General features: G+C 69.0%; 17 protein-coding genes and 4 tRNA genes. 4 read left to right on the top strand and 17 right to left on the bottom strand.

The annotated features are described in order from the left end of the window. Nucleotides 1-31: 31 nt before the first annotated feature. Together ccoS and C7H73_RS06925 are read right to left on the bottom strand one after the other, a co-directional pair. Nucleotides 32-169: a cbb3-type cytochrome oxidase assembly protein CcoS gene (gene ccoS / locus C7H73_RS06930; protein WP_011804518.1), complete on the bottom strand. Its 138-nt coding sequence runs from the start codon at nt 167-169 to the stop codon at nt 32-34. Further along, complete coding sequence (locus tag C7H73_RS06925; RefSeq protein WP_106845974.1) at nt 170-2,596, bottom strand: heavy metal translocating P-type ATPase; 2,427 nt, start codon at nt 2,594-2,596, stop codon at nt 170-172. Nucleotides 2,597-2,726: 130 nt separating this feature from the next. On the opposite strand from C7H73_RS06925, the gene C7H73_RS06920 reads away from it, so the two are divergent. Continuing rightward, complete coding sequence (locus tag C7H73_RS06920) at nt 2,727-3,170, top strand: universal stress protein (RefSeq protein ID WP_106845973.1); 444 nt, start codon at nt 2,727-2,729, stop codon at nt 3,168-3,170. A gap of 81 nt (nt 3,171-3,251) precedes the next feature. Here the strand turns inward: C7H73_RS06920 and C7H73_RS06915 are convergent, their stop codons facing one another. The 4 genes from C7H73_RS06915 to lgt all read right to left on the bottom strand — a co-directional run bounded on the left by C7H73_RS06915 (nt 3,252) and on the right by lgt (nt 8,053). Beyond that, on the bottom strand, nt 3,252-4,838 hold the full coding sequence (locus C7H73_RS06915) for a malonate--CoA ligase (protein WP_106845972.1): 1,587 nt from the start codon (nt 4,836-4,838) through the stop codon (nt 3,252-3,254). A gap of 14 nt (nt 4,839-4,852) precedes the next feature. Further along, complete coding sequence (locus C7H73_RS06910; protein ID WP_106847571.1) at nt 4,853-5,671, bottom strand: enoyl-CoA hydratase/isomerase family protein; 819 nt, start codon at nt 5,669-5,671, stop codon at nt 4,853-4,855. A 5-nt stretch (nt 5,672-5,676) separates the two neighbouring features. Beyond that, on the bottom strand, nt 5,677-7,146 hold the full coding sequence (locus tag C7H73_RS06905; RefSeq protein ID WP_106845971.1) for a malonyl-CoA decarboxylase: 1,470 nt from the start codon (nt 7,144-7,146) through the stop codon (nt 5,677-5,679). 97 nt (nt 7,147-7,243) lie between these two features. Beyond that, a complete protein-coding gene (gene lgt / locus C7H73_RS06900; RefSeq protein ID WP_106847570.1) occupies nt 7,244-8,053 on the bottom strand; it encodes a prolipoprotein diacylglyceryl transferase in 810 nt (269 codons plus the stop codon). Between the two features lie 98 nt (nt 8,054-8,151). On the opposite strand from lgt, the gene bfr reads away from it, so the two are divergent. Both bfr and C7H73_RS06890 read left to right on the top strand, forming a co-directional pair. Then, nucleotides 8,152-8,637: a bacterioferritin gene (bfr, locus tag C7H73_RS06895; protein WP_106845970.1), complete on the top strand. Its 486-nt coding sequence runs from the start codon at nt 8,152-8,154 to the stop codon at nt 8,635-8,637. A gap of 186 nt (nt 8,638-8,823) precedes the next feature. Beyond that, a complete protein-coding gene (locus C7H73_RS06890) occupies nt 8,824-9,720 on the top strand; it encodes a pirin family protein (protein WP_106845969.1) in 897 nt (298 codons plus the stop codon). Nucleotides 9,721-9,756: 36 nt separating this feature from the next. Here the strand turns inward: C7H73_RS06890 and C7H73_RS06885 are convergent, their stop codons facing one another. From C7H73_RS06885 to ilvD, 4 genes are read right to left on the bottom strand one after another with little or no spacing between them, the layout of a single operon-like run. Beyond that, nucleotides 9,757-10,944, bottom strand: coding sequence for a YbfB/YjiJ family MFS transporter (locus tag C7H73_RS06885; protein WP_106845968.1), 1,188 nt, complete (start codon nt 10,942-10,944; stop codon nt 9,757-9,759). 37 nt (nt 10,945-10,981) lie between these two features. Next, nucleotides 10,982-11,407, bottom strand: a complete 426-nt coding sequence (locus C7H73_RS06880; protein WP_106845967.1) for a PaaI family thioesterase — start codon at nt 11,405-11,407, stop codon at nt 10,982-10,984. 14 nt (nt 11,408-11,421) lie between these two features. Next, nucleotides 11,422-12,162, bottom strand: coding sequence for an SDR family NAD(P)-dependent oxidoreductase (locus tag C7H73_RS06875; RefSeq protein WP_106845966.1), 741 nt, complete (start codon nt 12,160-12,162; stop codon nt 11,422-11,424). Then, on the bottom strand, nt 12,159-14,018 hold the full coding sequence (ilvD, locus tag C7H73_RS06870) for a dihydroxy-acid dehydratase (protein ID WP_106845965.1): 1,860 nt from the start codon (nt 14,016-14,018) through the stop codon (nt 12,159-12,161). Before ilvD ends, C7H73_RS06875 begins: the two co-directional genes overlap by 4 nt. Before the next feature lie 215 nt (nt 14,019-14,233). Here ilvD and murI point away from each other — a divergent pair, with 215 nt between their 5' ends. Continuing rightward, nucleotides 14,234-15,094: a glutamate racemase gene (gene murI, locus C7H73_RS06865; protein ID WP_106845964.1), complete on the top strand. Its 861-nt coding sequence runs from the start codon at nt 14,234-14,236 to the stop codon at nt 15,092-15,094. Nucleotides 15,095-15,174: 80 nt separating this feature from the next. Here murI and C7H73_RS06860 read toward each other — a convergent pair whose 3' ends face one another. The 7 genes from C7H73_RS06860 to clpX all read right to left on the bottom strand — a co-directional run bounded on the left by C7H73_RS06860 (nt 15,175) and on the right by clpX (nt 20,377). After that, nucleotides 15,175-15,807: a DUF6806 family protein gene (locus C7H73_RS06860; RefSeq protein WP_157948326.1), complete on the bottom strand. Its 633-nt coding sequence runs from the start codon at nt 15,805-15,807 to the stop codon at nt 15,175-15,177. Nucleotides 15,808-15,819: 12 nt separating this feature from the next. Then, nucleotides 15,820-15,912, bottom strand: a tRNA-Leu gene (locus tag C7H73_RS06855). A gap of 143 nt (nt 15,913-16,055) precedes the next feature. Then, a tRNA-Gly gene (locus tag C7H73_RS06850) sits at nt 16,056-16,131 on the bottom strand. Nucleotides 16,132-16,259: 128 nt separating this feature from the next. Continuing rightward, nucleotides 16,260-16,333, bottom strand: a tRNA-Cys gene (locus tag C7H73_RS06845). Nucleotides 16,334-16,387: 54 nt separating this feature from the next. Beyond that, nucleotides 16,388-16,463: transfer RNA gene (locus C7H73_RS06840), tRNA-Gly, on the bottom strand. A gap of 98 nt (nt 16,464-16,561) precedes the next feature. After that, nucleotides 16,562-18,994 carry an endopeptidase La gene (gene lon, locus C7H73_RS06835; RefSeq protein ID WP_106845962.1) on the bottom strand — a complete coding sequence of 811 codons (2,433 nt, stop codon included), beginning with the start codon at nt 18,992-18,994 and terminating at the stop codon, nt 16,562-16,564. A 117-nt stretch (nt 18,995-19,111) separates the two neighbouring features. Next, on the bottom strand, nt 19,112-20,377 hold the full coding sequence (gene clpX / locus C7H73_RS06830; RefSeq protein ID WP_106845961.1) for an ATP-dependent Clp protease ATP-binding subunit ClpX: 1,266 nt from the start codon (nt 20,375-20,377) through the stop codon (nt 19,112-19,114). Between the last annotated feature and the right edge of the window lies 1 nt (nt 20,378).

Below are 20,378 nucleotides of genomic sequence, written 5' to 3'. Positions count from 1 at the left end.
ACCAGACAGCTGACGTGGGATTTGACCGACGTCAACCATCCCTCAATATGCGTTCGCCTTCTTGATCGACGTTCTCGAACTGGCCGCGGTACACCGCCCACCACAGACCGGCCAGCACAAACAGCACCAGCACGACGGACAAAGGGATCAGAAGGTAAAGAATGTCCATTCAGGCCATCTCCAGCGGGGCGGGCGCCGCCTGCGGCGCACCGGGGGATGTTGCGAGGGCGCCGGCGCGGCCCGGTTCGCGGGCCAGGCGGGCGGCGTTGGCCACCACCAGCAGCGAGCTGAACGCCATGCCCAGGCCAGCCAGCCAGGGCGGCATGAAACCGGCAATCGCCAGCGGCACGCCCAGGGCGTTGTAGCCGGCCGCCCACCACAGGTTCTGGCGCACGATGCGCAGGGTGCGGCGCGACTGCGAAACGGCCTGCGCGACCAACCCAAGATTGTCGCCCATAACCACCAGGTCGGACTTTGATTGCGCCAGCGGCACGGCGCGGCCGAACGCGAACGAGACATGGGCGCCGGCCAGCACTGGGCCATCGTTCAGGCCGTCGCCGACCATGGCCACGTGGTGGCCGGCCTGCTGCAGCGCGCGCAGGTGCTCCAGCTTGTCCTGCGGGGTGCAGTCGCCCTGAGCGACTTCGATGCCGGCGCGCGCGGCTACGCGCTGCACGGCGGCGCTGCGGTCGCCCGACAGCAGCTGCACGGCCACGCCTGCCTGCTGCAGCTGGCGCACCACGGCCGCGGCCTCGGGGCGCAGCTCTTCGGCAAAGGCAAAGCGGGCCAGCTCGATCACCTCGCCCTCACCACCGCCGTCGCGCTGCAACGACAGCGCGGCCTGCTGCCCCTCGCCCAGCGGGGCCAGGCGCGCATGCGCCGGCGAGCCCAGCCGCAGCGTGCCGGCCAGCGGCCCCTGCACGCTGGCCACCAGGCCGGCGCCGCTGATCTCCTGCACCTGGCCCAGCGACCAGCGGGACGCAGCCTCGTCCACGCCGTCCGCGGCCGCTACGGCGCGCGAGACCGGGTGCAGCGAATGGCGCGCCAGCAGCGCCGCCAGGCCCAGCACCTCGGCACGCCCCAGGCCGGCCTGGGGCGGCACGCGCACGTCCTGCAGGGCCAGGCCATCGCTCGTCAGCGTGCCGGTCTTGTCGAACACCACCGTGTCCACGCCGGCCAGCGCCTCCAGCGCCTGCAGGTTGCGCACCAGCACGCCGCGGCGCGCCAGCGTGCCGGCGGCGGTCAGCATGGCCACCGGCGTGGCCAGCGACAGCGCACAGGGGCAGGTGACGACCAGCACGGCCACGGCCACCATCAGCGCGTGGCTGGGGTCGGTGGGCCACCACCAGGCGGCCGCGCCGGCCGCGGCCAGCAGCACACCGATGAGAAAGGGGCGGGCGATGCGGTCGGCCAGTTGCGCCAGCCGCGGCTTTTGCAGCGAGGCGCTTTCCATCAGCGCGACGATCTGGCCGAAGCGCGTGTCTTCGCCCAGCGACTGCACGCGCACCTGCACCGCGGCGCGCAGGTTGTAGCTGCCGGCCGTCACGGCCGCGCCCTGGGGCTTGTCCACGGCGGTGGATTCGCCCGTCAGCAGCGCCTCGTCGGCCTGGGTGCTGCCGGCGACGATGCAGCCATCGGCCGGGAAGGCCTCGCCGGGCAGCACGCGCACCACGTCGCCCACGCGCAGGCGCCGGGTGGCCACGCGGGTGAAGGCGCCCTCTTCCTCGTTCCACCGCTCCACGCTGTCGGGCAGGCGGTTCATCACCGCCTCCAGGGCGCCGGCGGTGCGGTCGCGCAGGCGCAGCTCCAGCCAGCGGCCGGTGAGCAAAAAGAACACGAACATGGTCAGCGAGTCGTAGTACACCTCGTGCCCGAAGGGGCCCGTGGGGTCGAACGTGCCGGCCATGCTGACGGCAAAGGTGATCAGCATGCCGGCGGCCACCGGCAGGTCCATGCTGACGCGGCGCTGGCGGATGTCGCGCAGGGCGCTGGAGAAGAACGGCCCGCAGGCGAACAGCACCACCGGCAGGCTGATGACCCAGGAGGCCCAGCGCAGCAGCTGCTCCATCTCCAGGGTCAGGTCGCCGGGCATGGCCTGGTAGGCGGGCCAGGCGTACATCATGACCTGCATCATGCAAAAGCCGGCCACCAGCCAGCGCCACAGGGCGCGGCGGTGCTCGCGCACGCGGTGCTCGCGCGCCAGCGCGTCCATGGCCGGCATGGCCTGGTAGCCAGCGCGGCGCACCGCCTCCATCCAGCCGGAGGGCCGCACCTGCCCCGGCTGCCAGACCACGCGGGCGCGGCAGGTGGCGGCGCTGACGTCGGCCTCCAGCACGCCGGGCACGCGGCGCAGCGCCTCCTCGATGGTCAGTGCGCAGGCGGCGCAGTGCATGCCGCCCAGCACCACGTGCGATTCCCAGGCCACGTCTTGCGGCGCAGCGCCGGGAGCAGCGCCGCCGTGCGGGCGGCCGAAGGCGGGCCACTCCTGCGGGTCGTCCAGCAGGGCCAGGGCTTGGGCCTGCGGGTGCGCGTCGGCGCCACCGGCCACGGCGGACGCTCCAGCGTCTGCATACGGGCCGGACGGGGGATTTGACATGAGGCAAAGACTACCCGCCTCGCGTGACAGGCTCATTGACTTGAATCAAGATTGAAGGGGCCGGGCATCCTATGCTCGAAGCAGCCTCAGGCCAAATCAATCACCTACAAACGAGAAATGGAGCCCCGCCATGTACCAGCGCATCCTGATTGCCACCGATGGCTCGGAGCTGTCCGAAAAGGCTGTGCAAAGCGGCCTGGAGCTGGCCCGCCTGTGCGGCGCCTCGGCCGTGGCCCTGAAGGTGGTGCCGCGCTACCCGCGCAGCTATTTCGAGGGCGGCGCGGCGGTGGACCCGGCCGAGATCAAGCGCGTGGAGGCGCAGTGGAGCGAAGCGGCCCTGGCCATGGTGGGCGCCATTAAGACCCGCGCCAGGGCCGATGGGGTGGCCGTCAAGCCGGTGGTGGTCAAGTCCGACCTGATCGCCGAAGCGGTGATCGCTGCCGCCAAAAAGCACGACTGCGACCTGATCGTCATGGCCTCGCACGGGCGCAAGGGCATCAAGCGGCTGCTGCTGGGCAGCGAGACGCAGCACGTGCTGACGCACTCGCACATCCCGGTGCTGGTGCTGCGTTAAGAGCCAAATCGGGCTCCAGCGCCCGCCAGCCAAGCGCGGGCAGCTATGCTTTGGATAGCATAGCGGGCCGCCCCCCGCGCTTCAGGCGGTGAACAGCCCCTTGTACTGCTCGCGCAGCAGGTTCTTTTGCACCTTGCCCATGGCGTTGCGCGGCAGCTCGGGGGCGACAGTGCAGCGCTTGGGCACCTTGTAGCCCGCCAGCCGGGCCTTCAACGCATCCAGGAGGGCCTCGCCCTGCGGCTGCGTGCCCGGGCGCGGCACGACGACGGCCACGCCCACCTCGCCGAAATCCGGGTGCGGCACGCCGACCACGGCGCTTTCGGCCACGCCGGGCAGCTCGTTGAGGACGGCCTCCACCTCAGCCGGATAGACGTTGTAGCCGCCGCTGATGATCAGGTCCTTGCTGCGGCCGACGATGGCGACATAGCCCTGCGCGTCCTGCAGGCCCACGTCGCCGGTGCGAAACCACCCGTCCGCCGTGAATTCCTCGGCCGTCTTCTCGGGCATGCGCCAGTAGCCCTTGAACACACCCGCCCCGCACACCTGGATGTGGCCGGTCTCGCCACTGGGCAGCGGCGCGCCCTGCTCATCCACCACGCGCAGCCCCACGCCCGGCAGCGGAAAGCCCACGGTGCCGCCGCGGCGCTCGTTGCGGCCTTCGAAGCGCCCGTCGGCTCGGTAGGGGTTGGATGTCAGCATGATGGTCTCGCTCATGCCGTAGCGCTCCAGGATGGTGTGGCCGGTGCGCTCTTGCCACAGGCGGAAGGTCTCGATCAGCAGCGGCGCCGAGCCGGAGATGAACAGGCGCATGTGCCGCACCGCCTCGCGCGTCAGGCCGGCTTCGGCCAGCAGGCGCACGTACAGCGTGGGCACGCCCATGAACACGGTGGCGCGCGGCAGGGCCTGGACCACGGCGCGCGGCTCGAACCGGGGCAGCCAGATCATCTTGCTGCCGTTGATCAGCGCACCGTGGATGGCCACGAACAGGCCATGCACGTGGAAGATGGGCAGGGCGTGGATCAGTACGTCGCCGCCCTCCTCGGGCGTGCGCCAGCCCCAGTAGTCCTGGAGCATCAGCGCGTTGGACAACAGATTGCCATGCGTCAGCATGGCCCCCTTGCTGCGCCCAGTGGTGCCGCTGGTGTAGAGGATGGCGGCCACGTCGCCCGCCGCGCGCGCCGCCGGCTGGTGCGTGTCGCCGAAGTGCACGGCGCGCTCCAGCAGGCTGCCGCTGCGGTCGTCGCCCAGGGTGAAGACGTGGCTCGTGCCGGCGGCAAAGGCGATGCGCGAGACCCAGCCGAAGTTGCCCGGCGTGCACACCACCACGGCCGGCTCGCCGTTGCCGATGAAATACTCGATCTCGGCGCTCTTGTAGGCGGTGTTCAGCGGCAGATACACATGGCCGGCGCGCAGCGTGGCCAAGTACAGGATCAGCGCCTCGACGGATTTTTCGACCTGCACGGCGATGCGGCTGCCGGCGGGCAGCTGCAGCGAATCCAGCAGGTTGGCCATGCGGGCGCTGGCGCAGTCCAGGTCGCGCCAGGTGTAGTGCAGCCAGGCGCCCTGCGGCGTGGCGGCCTCGATGGCGACGGCGTCCAGGTCGGCGGCAAAGGCGGCGCGCAGGGCGGCGAACAGGTTCTGGCTGGGCGGCAGGGGTGCGTTCGGCATGGCAGCGAGCAGGGTCAGAAAACGGGCTTGCGCTTGGCCAGGAAGGCGCCTATGCCCTCGCGGTGCTCGGCGCTGCTAGCGTAGGCGTAGGGGTCGGTCGCTATATTTTTGATAGCTACCTGCGCTTGACTGGCGGGCGCTGGAGCCGTTTTTGACTCGCGCCAGGCGCGCAGCGTCTGCTTGTTCAGGCGGGCCGCCTGCGGGGCCAGGGCGGCGATGCGCCGGGCACTGGCCAGGGCCTGCTCGCGCAGCTCCTGCGGCGGCGCCACGCGGCTCAAGAAACCGGCGCGCACCATCTCGTCGGCGCCGAAGGTGGCGGCCTCCAGCAGCATCTGGCGAGCGATGGTCTCGCCCACGCTACCTGCCACCAGAGCCGCCTCGCGCGGCGCCATGGGAAAGCCCAGGCGCGCGATGGGTGCGCCAAAGCGCGCATCGGCGGCGGCGACGCGCACGTCGCAGCAGCTGGCGATCTCCACCCCCGCGCCCATGCAGGCGCCGGCGATGGCGGCGACGATGGGCACGTCGCAGGCCAGCATGGCGCCCAGGCCGCCCCAGACGTCGCCCTCGTGAAAGTCGCGCAGCTGCTGCGCGTCGAAGCGGAAATCGGGGTATTCGGAGATGTCGCCGCCGGCGCAGAACGCCCCGGCCTCGCCCTCGATCAGCACGCAGCGCAGGTCGGCGCGCGATTGCGCGTCTTCGAACACCGCCCGCAGCTGGCGCCACATGGCGCGCGTCATGGCGTTCAGCCGGCCATCGTGGCGCAGCAGCACGCGCAGGATGCCGGGCTCTTCGTGCTGCGCCGTGACGGACGCCACGCGCGCGCCTTCCGCCATGGCGTTCAGCCCTTGCACAGGCCGTCGATCTCGCTGGAGGCGGGGATGCGCCCCTCGGCCAGCTGGGCGCGGTGGCGGTCCAGGCGTTTCAGGTCATACAGATAGTTGACCATCAGGCCAAAGGACTGCTTCACCCCCTTGGCCGACGGATCGCCGGCCCAGTTCAGCCGCTCCACGCGCGCGCCGTTGCCCAGGTGAAAGCGCGCCACCGCGTCCAGCGGCCGGCCGTCCTTGGTCTCGCGCGCCAGGTAGCGGGCGGCGCAGCGGGTGACGAACTGGCGCACCGGCGACTTCGGCGGCCATTGCAGCCCGCCGTCGGCCGCGGCGGCGATCACCTGGGCGATCTCGGGCTCGCCCTCGAGCTGCAGCGCGCGGGCCAGCTCGGCGCGCTCCTTGGGTGGCAGCTGGGCCAGCTGCGCCGCGCCCTGCTTGGCAAGCCAGGCGCGAAAGCCAGGGATGGGCGAGAGCGTGGCGAAAGTGCGCAGGCGGGGGAATTCCTCGGTCAGCGTCTCCACCACGTGCTTGATGAGCGAGTCGCCAAAGCTCACGCCGCGCAGGCCCACCTGGGTGTTGCTGATGGAGTAGAAGATGGCGGTGGTGGCGCGCTTGAGGTCGGCCGGCGCGGCGTCTTCGTCCAGCAGCGGGGTGACGCTGTCGGACAGGGAGTCCACCAGCGCCACCTCCACGAAGATCAGCGGCTCATCGGGCAGCCGCGGGTGAAAGAAGCCGTAGCAGCGCCGGTCGCTGTCCAGCCGGTTCTTCAGGTCGGCCCAGCTCTTGATGTCGTGCACCGCCTCGTACTTGATGAGCTTTTCCAGAAGCGACGCCGGCGAGTCCCACGACAGGCGCCGAAGCTGCAGGAAGGCCACGTCGAACCAGGTGGAAAACAGCTGCTCCAGCTCCGCGTCCAGCGGCAGCAGGCGGCGGTCGGCTTTGAGCTGCGGCAGCAGCTCGGCGCGCAGGTCCACCAGAAAGCGCATGCCCTGCGGAAACACGGCAAAACGCTGCAGCAGGCGCGTGCGCGGCGAGACCAGGGCGCGGCGCAGGTGGGCCTCGGCCTGGGGCGCGTCCTGCGTGCCGGCGGCGTCGCTGTAGCGCTGCTGGGCCGTTTGCACGTGCGCGGCGTCGGCTGCGAACTGCTCGCACATCAGCAGCCACAGGTCGCGCCGCTCTTCGGGCGCGGCGGCGGCGTACCAGTCGGCCACCGCCTGGGCGCGGCGGCCGCCCTCGATCTCGCTGACCCGCGGTGCCACCACCGCCTGCAGGTCCGTCAGCACCCGGCGCAGCACCCGCGGGGCCAGCGCCTCGCCGCTGCGGCGCAGCGTGGCCTCCAGCCGCTCGTGCGTGCTGCGCTCGGGCGGCGTGGGCTTGTCGGCCTTGTCGGCCTTGTCGGCCTTGTCGGCCCGCAGGCTGCCGACTTTGCGCGAGATCCAGGAGGAGGACGAAGGGGAAGAGTCAGGGGGGGGCGTGGTCATCGTTCCTTCAAGGGTTGGAAAGTGGGCAGGCGGCAGGGCAGCCATCAAAAATCATAGCTGCCTGCGCTGTCCCCGCAAGGTCTGGAGGCTGATTTGCCTATGCAAGCACGGGCCGAGGCTGGCGCTGCGCGCCCAGCCACAGGGCCACGCCGGCAACCACCATGGGCACGCACAGCCACTGGCCCATCGACAGGCCCAGGCCCAGCAGGCCCAGGAAGCTGTCGGGCTCGCGGAAATACTCGGCGGCAAAGCGCAGCACGCCGTAGCCCACCAGGAAGGCGCCGGCCACCTCGCCGCGCTTTCTCGGCCGGCGGGCGTACAGCCACAGCAGGGTGAACAGCAGCAACCCTTCGAGCAAAAACTGGTAGATCTGCGACGGATGGCGCGCCAGCATGGAGCCGCTTTGCGGAAACACCATGCCCCAGGGCAGATCGGGCGGCGCAAAGCGCCCCCACAGCTCGCCGTTGATGAAGTTGCCGATGCGCCCGGCCGCCAGGCCCGTAGGCACGCAGGGGGCGACGAAGTCGGCCACCTCCAGCCAGGGCCGGCGGCGCGAGTGCGCAAACCAGACCATGGCGCCGATCACGCCCAGCAGGCCACCGTGAAAGCTCATGCCGCCCTGCCAGATGGCGAAGATCTCCAGCGGGTGCGTCAGGTAGTGGCCCGGCTTGTAGAACAGGCAGTAGCCCAGCCGCCCGCCCACCACCACGCCCAGCACGCCCAGGAACAGGATGTCCTCCACGTCCTTGCGGGTCCAGCCCTGCTGCGCGTAGGGCACATGGCGCAGGCGGCGCGTGCCCAGGAACATGAACAGGCCAAAGGCCGCCAGGTAGGTCAGGCCATACCAGTGGATGGCCAGCGGCCCGATCTGCAGGGCCACGGGGTCGATCTGGGGGTACATCAGCATGATGGAATGCATTGTCGCCCAGCCCATTGCCGCCGGCGCCCGCGCGCGGCGATACTGCCCGCTCCCGCACGATCACCCCACAACAACAAGGCAACCCCATGCAAGGCCATCCCGAAATCATCGATTGCCTGAACGCGCTGCTGCGCGGCGAGCTGGCCGCGCGCGACCAGTACTTCATCCACTCGCGCCAGTACGAGGACCAGGGCTTTGCCCGCCTGTACGCGCGCATCGACCACGAGATGCAGGAGGAGACGCAGCACGCCGATGCCATCCTGCGCCGCATCCTGATGCTGGAGGGCCGCCCGGACATGCGGCCCGATGCGTTCACGCCCGGCGAGTCGGTGCCGCAGATGCTGCGCATCGACTTGGAGACCGAATACCGCGTGCGCACCAACCTGCAGGGCGCCATGGCCCTGTGCGAGCGCCACCGCGACTACGTCACGCGCGACCTGCTGCTGGCCCAGCTGCGCGACACCGAGGAAGACCACGCCTACTGGCTGGAAAAGCAGCTGTCGCTGATCGAGCAGGTGGGCCTGCAGAACTACCTTCAAAGCCAGATGGGCGGCGGCGGAAATCCGAGCTGAAACGGCCTGCAGCGCCCGCCAGGCAAGCGCGGGCAGCTCACTTTTTTGAATTCGCGGCGCCGGGCATCGTCCCACCCGTGCAACGCTGAAACCGGCCGGCAGCCCCTACCCGGCGGGCTTTTCGGCCTCACCTGTGCAGCATGTCCAACGGCAGGCCCCGCCTGCGCCACCCCGGAGCCCCTGCCCATGCTGCGATCCGTCCAGTCCATCCACAGCGCCCCGCCCCACCACTGGGTGGGCGATGGCTTTCCCGTGCGCTCGCTGTTCAGCTACGGCGACCATGGCCGCGCCCTGTCGCCCTTTCTGCTGCTGGACCACGCCGGCCCGCACCACTTCGCGCCGGCTGCGCAGCCGCGCGGCGTGGGTGTGCATCCGCACCGGGGCTTCGAGACGGTGACCCTCGTCTATGAGGGCGAAGTGGCGCACCGCGACTCCACCGGCGCCGGCGGCACCATCGGTCCGGGCGACGTGCAGTGGATGACGGCCGCCTCGGGCATCCTGCACGAGGAGTTCCACTCCGAAGCCTTTACCGCACGCGGCGGGCCGCTGGAGATGGTGCAGCTGTGGGTCAACCTGCCGGCCCGGGACAAGCAGGCCGCGCCCGGCTACCAGACGCTGCTGGACAAGGACATCCCGGCGGTCCAGCTGCCGGGCGGCGCCGGCCGCTTGCGCGTCATCGCCGGCGACTATGGCGGCCACGCCGGGCCGGCGCGCACCTTCACGCCCATGCAGGTATGGGATGTGCGCCTGGCCGCCGGCAAAGCGGCCCTGCTGCCTGCCACCGCCGGCCACACGCTGGCGCTGGTGGTGCTGCACGGCAGCGTGCAGGTGGACGGGCACACGGCCAGCGCCGGCCAGCTGGTGCAGCTGGGCCGCGAGGGCGACGAGTTGCCGGTCCAGGCGCTGGAGGGCGGCGACGCCACGTTGCTGTGGCTGTCGGGCGAGCCCATCGACGAGCCGGTGGTGGGCTACGGCCCTTTCGTGATGAACACCCGCGCCGAGATCGAGCAGGCCATCGACGACCTGCACAGCGGCCGCTTCGGGCGCATCGCGCCGCAGGGCGGGCGGCCGGGTGCGCACTGACTGGCTGGCCGGCAGCGGCGCGCCGGCCCGGCGCCTTCAGGCGCTGCGCTCGGCCCGGCGCAGCGCCAGCAGCAGACCCATGCCCAGCACCATGACGCCCGCGGTGGCCAGCAGCGCACCGGCGTAGCTGCCCGTGGCCGCGGCGATGGCGCCCGTCATGGCCGGGGCGATGACCTGCGCCGCGCCGTAGCTGAGCGTCAGGCGCGCCATGGCCTTGGACGGATTGCCCGGGAAACGCCGCCCCACCAGCGCCAGCGTCAGGCTGACGATGCCGGCGAAGGTGCCGCCATACAGCACGGCGCTGGCCAGGTTCCACAGCGGCGCGCTGCTGAGCAGCGGCAGTGCGATGGATACGATCTGCAGCCCGTAGGCCAGCAGCAGCGCCTGCACCTGCCCCAGCGCCGCTGCGATGCGGTCCCACAGCAGGCTGGACGGCACGGCCGCCACGCCGACGACGACCCACACCAGCGCGCCCTGGCCCGCCATGACCGGCATCTTCTCGACGATGTCCACAATGAAGGTGGCGCTGACCACGTAGCCGAACCCCGCGCAGAAATACGCCGCCAGCAGCAGCGCGTGCCAGCGGCGGGAGGGCGGCGGCTCATCGACCGGCAGCCCTGCACCTGCACCCTGCATGGCAGCGGGCGCAGGCATCCAGCACCAGGCCGGCACGAAGAACACCAGCCCCAGTGCGCCCAGGGCCAGCCACTGGCCGGACCAGGGCAGCGCGGCGACTGCGCTGGCGCCCACGCCGCTCACCGCGATGCCCAGGCCGGTGAAATGCAGGCCCAGCACCGGCCGGTGGTGCTCGCGCATCAGCCAGTTCAGCACCAGCCCCGAAGCCAGCAGCATGCCCGCCGTGCTGGACATGCCCGCCACGAAGCGCAGCAGCGCCCACACGGCGAGGTGGTCCGTCAACCCCATGGCGGCGGTGCTGGCCACCGCCACCACCAGGCCCCAGCGGTAGTAGCGGAACTTGCGCTGCAGGTCGCCCGTCACCGCAGCCAGCAGCGCGCCGGCGATGTAGCCCGCGTAGTTGAACGCCGCCAGCCAGCCGCCGGCCAGGTACGACAGCCCCGCCTGCTCGCGCATGACGGGCAGCAGCGGCGTGTAGGCAAAGCGCGCCAGGCCCACGGTCAGCACCAGCGAGGCAATGCCGGCCACCAGCACGCGCAGGTGCGTAGCGCGCCCGGCGCTGTCCGGCCAAGTGACGTCGCGCGCCATCGCGTGGGTCGCCAGACGGCGTGCGTGCGCGGCCGCGTCAGCGCGGCTGCACGTACACCATGGTGGCCTGCATCAGCGCCACCAGCTTGGGCTCGGCGCCGTCGGCGGTGTGCGCCAGCACCTCGCCCGTCACCACCGCCAGCTGCCGCCCGGCGTTGACCACCCGGCCCACGGCGATGAAGCGCTCGCCAATGGCCGGGCGCACAAAGTTGGTCTTGAACTCGGCCGTGACCACCTCGCAGCCGGCCGGGCCGCGCGTCAGCGCCGCATAGCCGCAGGCGCTGTCCACCACGCTGGTGATGGCGCCGGCGTGCACGTAGCCGTGCTGCTGGGACAAAGCGGCACTGAAGGGCAGTTCGATGCGCACCTCGCCGTCCTGCACCAGCGCCAGGCGGGCACCCAGCGTGGCCATCAGGCCCTGGGCCTTAAAGCTGGAGGCGATGCGCTGGTGCAAATCGGTCATGGTCTGCAAATAGATCAGGTGAGATTCAAGCCGCCGTCCAGCGCCAAGACCTCTCCCGTCAGGTAGTCGCTGGCGGCCAGCAAAGACACAGTCTGGGCGATGTCATCGGGCTGGGCCGCGCGACGCATGGGTGCGCGTTCGCGCCACAGGGCCTGCGCCTGCGTCCAGTCGGCTGTGAGCGGCGTATCGACGAGGCCGGGAGCCACGGCGTTGACCCGGATGCGCGGCGCCAGCGATAGCGCCAGCAGCCGGGTCATGTGGTTGAGCGCCGCCTTGGATACTGCATAGGGGATAGATGCGCCTTTGGGCCGCACGCCGGCATGCGAGCTGATATTGATGACGCAACCCGGGCGGCCGTCAACAGCTGCCGCCTCAAGCGCCGCGCGCGCCTCGGCCACCAGACGGAATGGAGCGATCACGTTCACCTCATGCAGCTCCTGCCAGATCTCTGGCGTCGCCGAGAGAAGGTCGTCGTGCGGCACCACGCGGCTGATGCCGGCGTTGTTCACCAGCACATCCAGCCGGCCCCAGGCGCCCACGGCCTCGCGCACCAGGCGCACCCGGTCGGCGTCCAGTGCGAGGTCGGCCTGGACATATACGGCGCGGCCCAGCTCGGCCGCCAGCGCCTGGCCGGCCTGCGCCGAGCTTCGGGAATGCACGACGACTGCGTAGCCTTCTCGCGCCAGGCGGCGCGCGACGGCCTCGCCAATGCCCGAAGTGGAGCCCGTGACCAGGGCGACGCGTGCGGCGCTCAATCGAGCAGCGACAGGTCGCGCACGGCGCCCTTGTCGGCACTGGTGACCAGCTTGGCGTAGGCCTTGAGCGCCGCCGAGACCTTGCGCGGGCGCGGCTCGGCCGGCTTCCAGCCTTTTGCGTCCTGCTCGGCGCGGCGGCGGGCCAGCTCCTCGTCATCGACCAGCACATCGATGGTGCGGCCCGGGATGTCGATGCGGATGCGGTCGCCATTCCTCACCAGGCCGATGGCGCCGCCGGCCGCCGCTTCGGGCGAGGCGTGGCCGATGGACAGGCCCGAGGTGCCGCCGGAAAAGCGCCCGTCGGTCAGCAGCGCGCAGGCCTTGCCCAGGCCCTTGGACTTCAGGTAGCTGGTCGGGTAGAGCATCTCCTGCATGCCGGGGCCGCCCTTGGGGCCTTCGTAGCGGATGACGACCACGTCGCCGGGCTGCACCTGGCCTTCCAGGATGTGCTCGACGGCCGCGTCCTGCGATTCGACCACGTGCGCCGGGCCTTCGAAGACCAGGATGGATTCATCGACGCCCGCGGTTTTCACCACGCAGCCGTCCAGCGCGATGTTGCCGTGCAGCACGGCCAGGCCGCCTTCCTTGCTGTAGGCGTGGTCGTAGCTGCGGATGCAGCCATGCTCGCGGTCCAGGTCCAGGCTGGGCCACCGCGCGTCCTGACTGAAGGCCACCTGCGTGGGGATGCCGCCGGGGCCGGCCAGGTAAAGACGGCGCACGGCCTCGTCCTGCGTACGCGTGATGTCCCACTGCTCCAGCGCCTCGCCCAGCGTGCGGGCGTGCACCGTGGGCACGTCGGTGTGCAGCTTGCCGGCGCGGTCCAGCTCGCCCAGGATGGCCATGATGCCGCCGGCGCGGTGCACATCCTCGATGTGGTACTTGTCAGTGTTGGGCGCCACCTTGCACAGCTGCGGCACGACCAGCGACAGGCGGTCGATGTCCTTCATGGTGAATGGGATCTCAGCCTCCTGCGCGATGGCCAGCAAGTGCAGGATGGTGTTGGTGGAGCCGCCCATGGCGACGTCCAGCGTGATGGCGTTCTCGAACGCCGCCAGGCCCACCGAGCGCGGCAGGATGCGCTCGTCGTCCTGTTCGTAGTACTGCCGGGCCAGCTCGACGATGCGCCGGCCGGCGCGCTTGAACAGCTCTTCGCGGTCGGCGTGCGTGGCCAGCAGCGTGCCGTTGCCCGGCAGCGACAGGCCCAGCGCCTCGGTCAGGCAGTTCATGGAGTTGGCGGTGAACATGCCCGAGCATGAGCCGCAGGTCGGGCAGGCCGAGCGCTCGACCTCGGCCAGATCGGCATCGCTCACGTGCTCGTCGGCGGCCATGACCATGGCGTCCACCAGGTCCAGCTTCTTGGTGAAGGTGATGGTCGCCTTGCCCGGCACGGCCAGCTGCACCTTGCCGGCCTCCATCGGGCCGCCCGAGATGAAGATGACGGGGATGTTGACCCGCATCGCCGCCATCAGCATGCCGGGGGTGATCTTGTCGCAGTTGGAGATGCAGACCATAGCGTCGGCGCAGTGCGCATTCACCATGTATTCGACGCTGTCGGCAATGATCTCGCGGCTGGGCAGCGAGTACAGCATGCCGTCGTGGCCCATGGCGATGCCGTCATCCACGGCAATGGTGTTGAACTCCTTGGCCACGCCGCCGGCGGCCTCGATCTCGCGCGCCACCAGCTGGCCCAGGTCCTTCAGGTGCACGTGGCCGGGCACGAACTGCGTGAACGAGTTGACCACCGCGATGATGGGCTTGGAGAAGTCGGCATCCTTCATGCCGGTGGCGCGCCACAGCGCGCGGGCGCCCGCCATGTTGCGGCCGGCGGTGGAGGTTTTGGAACGGTATTCGGGCATCGTGGAACCTGGGCGGGAAAGGTGGGGAACGGCTTGTCCTGGCAAAAGAAGCGGCCCGGCACCGGGGTCGCCGGCCGGCGCGCGCTGCGCTCCCGTCTGTTGGACCGGGCGCAGGCTCTCCGAAACGATTATGTCGCAGCCCTGCCAGGGCTTCAGTCACGTGGGCATACTGGCGGCCCCTGTCCAGCCCACCGTCAGCCGCGTCCCCTCTCACCATGAACCAGCCTGTCTTTCAGCGGCCCATCGGCGTGTTCGACAGCGGCATCGGGGGCCTGAGCGTGCTGGCGGCGCTGCGCGAAGAGCTACCGCACGAGCACTTTGTATACCTGGCCGACAGTGGCCATGCACCCTACGGCGAAAAGGGCGATGACTTCGTCACCCGGCGCACCCTGGCGATCGGCCAGTGGCTGCACCGGCACCACAGCATCAAGGCGCTGGTGGTGGCCTGCAACACGGCGACGGCGGCCTCGGTGGAGGCCTTGCGCGCCGCCCTCCCCGGCCTGCCGGTGATCGGCGTGGAGCCGGCCCTCAAGCCCGCCGCCGCCCTGACCCGCACCGGCCATGTGGGCGTGCTGGCCACGCGCGGCACCGTGCACAGCGAGCGCTTTGCTCGCCTGCGCGGCGCGCACGAAGGGCGCCAGTTGCGGTTTTCGGTGCAGGCCTGCGATGGGCTGGCGCATGCCATTGAGCGCAGCACGACCGAAGGCCCGGCGGCTGCCGCGGCGCGCGACACCGTCGCCGCCCTGTGCGCGCGCTACACCGGCGCACTGGGCTGCTTCGGCGACGAGCCGGGGGCCATCGACACGCTGGTACTGGGCTGCACCCACTATGTTTTCGCGCGCGAGCAGCTGCGCGCGCTGGTGGGCCCGCAGGTGCAGCTCATCGACACCGGCGCGGCCGTGGCGCGCCAGACACGGCGCATGCTGGAGGCGGCCGGCGCCCTCGCACCCGAGGCGCAGTCTGGACAGGAGCTGCCTAGGCTGTTCACCACCGGCGCCCTTGCTGCGCTGCAGGCAGCCGCCGGGCGCTGGCTGGGCCTGCCGCCCACGGCCTGCACGGCCTTGTCCAGCATATAAATGAAAACGGGCCCTAGGGCCCGTCCACCATGCGCTGGCAGCTATATTTTCTGTAGCAAGCGCCTGCCTGTTCCTGCCTGTCAGTGCAGGTGGCGGGGCCGCCGTCCGCCGCCATGGCCGCCGCTGCCCCCCGGGCCGCCGCTGCCGCGCGGGGGCTTGCCGATCTCCAGCGAGCTGACGAGGGCGTCAAAGCGCTCGGAAAACAGCTTGTCGATCTCGCCCACCACGCCGCCCAGCTCGGCGCCATCGAAGTGGCGCTCCATCAGGTTCACGACGTCCTGCACCAGCAGGTCGCGCTGCACCTGCATGATGGCCGCGGGCGTGGGGCCCACGAACAGCATCAGGAAGTCGTCGCGCGACTCGTCCTCGTCCTCGGCTTCGTCCTCGTCGAACTCGGCGTCATAGAAGGTCACCTCGATGGCGGCGCCCTGCTCGGCCAGCTCGTTCAGGCTCATGCACATATCGTCCAGCGACTGGCGGAAGTCCTCGTCGCCGCGCACCGTCCAGCACATCTGCAGCGTGCGCTCCTTGGGGTCGAACTGGATGCCGGGCTCGTCCTCGTAGGCGCTCTCGGCACCATCGGCCAGCGATCGGGCGCCAGCGTACTTCCACAGGGGCTGCAGGGCGTCCTGCAGCTGGTTGAAATCCACGTCCGGACGCAGCTGCACCTGTCCATGCACATGAATTTCAAAAGGAGCGTTGTAGTCTGACATGCGAAATCTCCCTGGTGCCCCGGGCCGGGGTCGAACCGGCACGCCCCTTTTCAGGAAAGCGGCGGATTTTAAGTCCGCAGTGTCTACCAATTTCACCACCGGGGCGCTAGCCGGCACCACCTGCCGGCTAAGGGCCAGCGTAACCGCGCCAGCACCTGCATGCAATGCCGCCAGACCGCATTGCGGATAGGACACCGGCCTGGATGCGAGCAATAAAAAAGGGAAGCCTAGGCTTCCCTTGCGAAATCTGGAGCGGGAAATCGGGCTCGAACCGACGACCTCAACCTTGGCAAGGTTGCGCTCTACCAACTGAGCTATTCCCGCATTTTTTCTTCCCTGGCGCTGCGCTTTCGCGCCGCATTTCGGGAAGACAAAGATTCTAGCACCCTTTTTCTACCCCTTTGCACAACGCAAACTTTTTTGCGATTGCAGGCGAGAACAGAAAAGAAGGCTGGAGGCGCGGGCCGGAGTCGAACCGGCCTCAACGGATTTGCAATCCGACGCATAACCGCTTTGCTACCGCGCCAAACCTTTTTCCTAGAAAAAAGGGGAGCCGAGGCACCCCTTTTTTTTCGAAATCTGGAGCGGGAAATCGGGCTCGAACCGACGACCTCAACCTTGGCAAGGTTGCGCTCTACCAACTGAGCTATTCCCGCATTTACCGAAGCCTCACATTGTACAACGCTTGGTGTCGATGAATGGAAGTTTAACGCATTTTTCGGCATGCGCCGGCAAATGCGCCAAATTCTTCTGATCAGTGCGGCGCCGCGCCCGCCACCGCAGGATGCGCGCCCTGGGCCGCGCGCTGCGCCGCCTGGGCGGCCACTTCCTCGTCACTCAGCGGCTCGGGGCTGCGCTCCAGCGCAACGTCCAGCACCTTGTCGATCCACTTGACAGGCACGATCTCCAGGCCGCTCTTCACGTTGTCCGGAATGTCCTGCAGATCCTTCACATTCTCCTCGGGGATCAGCACCGTCTTGATGCCGCCGCGCAGGGCCGCCAGCAGCTTTTCCTTCAGGCCGCCGATGGCAGTGACCTCGCCGCGCAGCGTGATTTCGCCGGTCATGGCCACGTCGGCCCGCACGGGAATGCCGGTGAGCGACGAGACGATCGCCGTGGTCATGGCGGCACCCGCGCTCGGGCCGTCCTTGGGGGTGGCGCCGTCGGGCACGTGGATGTGCAGGTCGCGCTTTTCGAAAGCTTCGTCCTTGATGCCCAGCAGGCGTGCACGGCTGCGCACCACCGTGCGCGCGGCCTCCACCGATTCCTTCATCACGTCGCCCAGCGAGCCGGTACGCGTGATGTTGCCCTTGCCCGGCATGGTGGCGACTTCGATGGTCAGCAGGTCGCCGCCCACTTCCGTCCAGGCCAGTCCCACCACCTGCCCGACCTGGTTGTCGTGCTCGGCGCGGCCATAGGTGTACTTGCGCACGCCCAGGTAGTCATGCAGGTTCTCGGGCGTGACTTCCACCGGCGCCGTGGCCTGCTTGAGCTGCATGGCCTTGACGACCTTGCGGCAGATCTTGGACAGCTCGCGTTCCAGCGAGCGCACGCCCGCCTCGCGGGTGTAGTAGCGCACGATGTCGCGCACGGCGGCCTCCGTCACCGCCAGCTCGCCGCCCTGCACGCCGTTGTTGTCCATCTGCTTGGGCAGCAGGTATTTGAGGGCGATGTTGGTCTTCTCATCCTCGGTGTAGCCCGACAGACGGATGACTTCCATGCGGTCCAGCAGCGCCGGCGGGATGTTCATGGAGTTGGACGTGGCCACGAACATCACGTCCGACAGGTCGAAGTCCACCTCCACGTAGTGGTCGCCGAACTTGTGGTTCTGCTCGGGGTCCAGCACTTCCAGCAGTGCGCTGGACGGATCGCCCCGGAAATCGGTGCCCAGCTTGTCGATCTCGTCCAGCAGGAACAGAGGGTTCCTCGTGCCGACCTTGTTCAGGTTCTGCAGCACCTTGCCCGGCATGGCGCCGATGTAGGTGCGGCGGTGGCCGCGGATCTCCGCCTCGTCGCGCATGCCCCCCAGGGCCATGCGCACGTATTTGCGCCCCGTGGCCTTGGCAATCGACTGCCCCAGCGAGGTCTTGCCCACGCCCGGAGGCCCCACCAGGCACAGGATGGGGGCCTTCAGCTTGTCCACGCGCTGCTGCACGGCAAGGTATTCGAGGATGCGGTCCTTGACCTTCTCCAGGCCGTAGTGGTCTTGGTTCAGCACCTCTTCGGCCAGTGCCAGGTCGTGGCGCACCTTGGTCTTCTTGCTCCAGGGCAGGCCCACCAGCGTGTCGATGTAGTTGCGCACTACGGTCGCCTCGGCGGACATGGGCGACATGAGCTTGAGTTTTTTCAGCTCGCTCTCAGCCTTCTTGCGCGCCTCGGCGGGCATCTTGGCGGCCTTGATCTTCTTCTCGATCTCTTCGATGTCCGCGCCGTCGTCGCCCTCGCCCAGTTCCTTCTGGATGGCCTTGACCTGCTCGTTCAGGTAGAAGTCGCGCTGGTTCTTCTCCATCTGCCGCTTGACGCGACCACGGATGCGCTTGTCCACGTTGAGGATGTCCACCTCGCGCTCGAGCTGCCCGAACAGGTTCTCCAGCCGCTCGCGCACGTCGCCCAGGCCCAGCACGGACTGCTTGTTCTCCAGCTTCAGCGGCAGGTGGGCGGCGATGGTGTCGGCCAGGCGGCCAGCGTCATCGATGCTGGCAATGGACGTAAGGATCTCGGAAGGAATCTTCTTGTTGAGCTTGACGTACTGGTCGAACTGCTGCATCACCGCGCGGCGCAGGGCCTCGGTCTCGCTGCTGGCGCTTTGCTCCTGCGTCTGGGGCAGAAGCGGGCGCACCGTGGCGGTGAAATGGGTCTCGCTCTCCAGCACGTCAGCCACGGCCGCGCGCTGCTGGCCTTCCACCAGCACCTTCACGGTGCCGTCGGGCAGCTTGAGCATCTGCAGGATGGTCGAGATACAGCCGACCTCGAACATGTCGGCTACCTGGGGCTCATCCTTGGAAGCAGTCTTCTGGGCCACCAGCATGATGCGGCGGTCGCCCTCCATGGCCTGCTCCAGCGCCTTGATGCTCTTGGCGCGGCCGACGAACAGCGGAATCACCATGTGGGGGAAGACGACCACGTCGCGCAGGGGCAGCAGCGGCAGGTCGATGGGCGTGTCAGGCAGGGGCGTGTGTCCGGACATGGGAAATCCTTGAAAAGCTCCATGGAATATGGTCCACGGGCGGGTTATTTCAACCCGGCGCGGCGGTAGCGCGCCGGGCTCGGCCGGTGGTTGCTGCCTGCGTGGCGCAGCCGGCGCTCAGGCGGTCTTGGCGGCCTCGCGGTAGACCAGCAGCGGCGCCTTGCTCTCCTCGATCGTGGCCTCGTCCACCACCACCTTTTCCACGTTGGTGGCATTGGGCAGGTCGAACATCGTGCCGATCAGCGAGTGCTCCAGGATGGAGCGCAGGCCCCGCGCGCCGGTCTTGCGGGCAATCGCCTTGCGTGCGATGGCCTTGAGCGCCGCCGGGCGAATCTCCAGGTCCACGCCCTCCATGGCCAGCAGCTTGCTGTACTGCTTGACCAGGGCATTCTTGGGCTCGGTCAGGATCTGCACCAGCGCATCCTCGTCCAGCTCGGCCAGCGCCGTGACCACCGGCATGCGGCCGACCAGCTCGGGGATCAGGCCGAACTTGATCAGGTCCTCGGGCTCGATGTCCTGGAACATCTCGGTGAGCGAGCGCTGCGACTTGGCCCGCACCGTGGCGCCAAAGCCGATGCCGGAAGCCTCGGTTCGCGCCTCGATGACCTTCTCCAGCCCCGCGAAGGCGCCGCCGCAGATGAACAGGATGTTGGTCGTGTCGATCTGCAGAAAGTCCTGGTTGGGGTGCTTGCGCCCGCCCTGTGGCGGCACGCTGGCCATGGTGCCTTCGATGAGCTTGAGCAGCGCCTGCTGCACGCCCTCGCCCGAGACGTCGCGAGTGATGCTGGGGTTGTCGCTCTTGCGGCTGATCTTGTCGATCTCGTCGATATAGACGATGCCGCGCTGGGCGCGCTCCACCTCGTAGTTGCAGCTTTGCAGCAGCTTCTGGACGATGTTCTCCACGTCCTCGCCGACGTAGCCGGCCTCGGTCAGCGTGGTGGCATCGGCCATGACGAAGGGCACGTCCAGCTGGCGTGCCAGGGTCTGGGCCAGCAGCGTCTTGCCCGATCCGGTAGGACCGATCAGCAAAATGTTGCTCTTGGACAGCTCCACCTCGTCCTTGCCGGCCTTTTCCTTGTGCCGCAGGCGCTTGTAGTGGTTATAGACAGCCACGGCCAGCGTGCGCTTGGCCTTTTCCTGGCCAATGACGTAGTTGTCCAGGTTGGACTTGATATCCGACGGAGAGGGCAGGTCGCCGCGCGCATCCGGGCCCGCTTCGCCCGCGGGCAATTCGTCACGGATGATCTCGTTGCACAGGTCAATGCATTCGTCGCAGATGAAGACGGAAGGGCCGGCGATGAGCTTCTTCACCTCGTGCTGGCTCTTGCCGCAAAAGGAGCAGTACAGGGTTTTCTCGCCGGAGGAGCCTTTTTTCTCGGCCATG

The sequence above is a fragment of the Pulveribacter suum genome, from assembly GCF_003013695.1.
Classification (GTDB): domain Bacteria; phylum Pseudomonadota; class Gammaproteobacteria; order Burkholderiales; family Burkholderiaceae_C; genus Melaminivora; species Melaminivora suum.
The sequence above is the reverse complement of the archived record's forward strand: the minus strand, read 5'-3'. Positions and strand labels throughout refer to the sequence as shown.

Bases quoted from the DNA above. Each gene is read 5' to 3' on its own strand.
- ccoS (WP_011804518.1), bottom strand. From the start codon at position 169: ATGGACATTCTTTACCTTCTGATCCCTTTGTCCGTCGTGCTGGTGCTG.
- C7H73_RS06925 (WP_106845974.1), bottom strand. From the start codon at position 2,596: ATGTCAAATCCCCCGTCCGGCCCGTATGCAGACGCTGGAGCGTCCGCC.
- C7H73_RS06920 (WP_106845973.1), top strand. From the start codon at position 2,727: ATGTACCAGCGCATCCTGATTGCCACCGATGGCTCGGAGCTGTCCGAA.
- C7H73_RS06915 (WP_106845972.1), bottom strand. From the start codon at position 4,838: ATGCCGAACGCACCCCTGCCGCCCAGCCAGAACCTGTTCGCCGCCCTG.
- C7H73_RS06910 (WP_106847571.1), bottom strand. From the start codon at position 5,671: ATGGCGGAAGGCGCGCGCGTGGCGTCCGTCACGGCGCAGCACGAAGAG.
- C7H73_RS06905 (WP_106845971.1), bottom strand. From the start codon at position 7,146: ATGACCACGCCCCCCCCTGACTCTTCCCCTTCGTCCTCCTCCTGGATC.
- lgt (WP_106847570.1), bottom strand. From the start codon at position 8,053: ATGCTGATGTACCCCCAGATCGACCCCGTGGCCCTGCAGATCGGGCCG.
- bfr (WP_106845970.1), top strand. From the start codon at position 8,152: ATGCAAGGCCATCCCGAAATCATCGATTGCCTGAACGCGCTGCTGCGC.
- C7H73_RS06890 (WP_106845969.1), top strand. From the start codon at position 8,824: ATGCTGCGATCCGTCCAGTCCATCCACAGCGCCCCGCCCCACCACTGG.
- C7H73_RS06885 (WP_106845968.1), bottom strand. From the start codon at position 10,944: ATGGCGCGCGACGTCACTTGGCCGGACAGCGCCGGGCGCGCTACGCAC.
- C7H73_RS06880 (WP_106845967.1), bottom strand. From the start codon at position 11,407: ATGACCGATTTGCACCAGCGCATCGCCTCCAGCTTTAAGGCCCAGGGC.
- ilvD (WP_106845965.1), bottom strand. From the start codon at position 14,018: ATGCCCGAATACCGTTCCAAAACCTCCACCGCCGGCCGCAACATGGCG.
- murI (WP_106845964.1), top strand. From the start codon at position 14,234: ATGAACCAGCCTGTCTTTCAGCGGCCCATCGGCGTGTTCGACAGCGGC.
- C7H73_RS06860 (WP_157948326.1), bottom strand. From the start codon at position 15,807: ATGTCAGACTACAACGCTCCTTTTGAAATTCATGTGCATGGACAGGTG.
- lon (WP_106845962.1), bottom strand. From the start codon at position 18,994: ATGTCCGGACACACGCCCCTGCCTGACACGCCCATCGACCTGCCGCTG.
- clpX (WP_106845961.1), bottom strand. From the start codon at position 20,377: ATGGCCGAGAAAAAAGGCTCCTCCGGCGAGAAAACCCTGTACTGCTCC.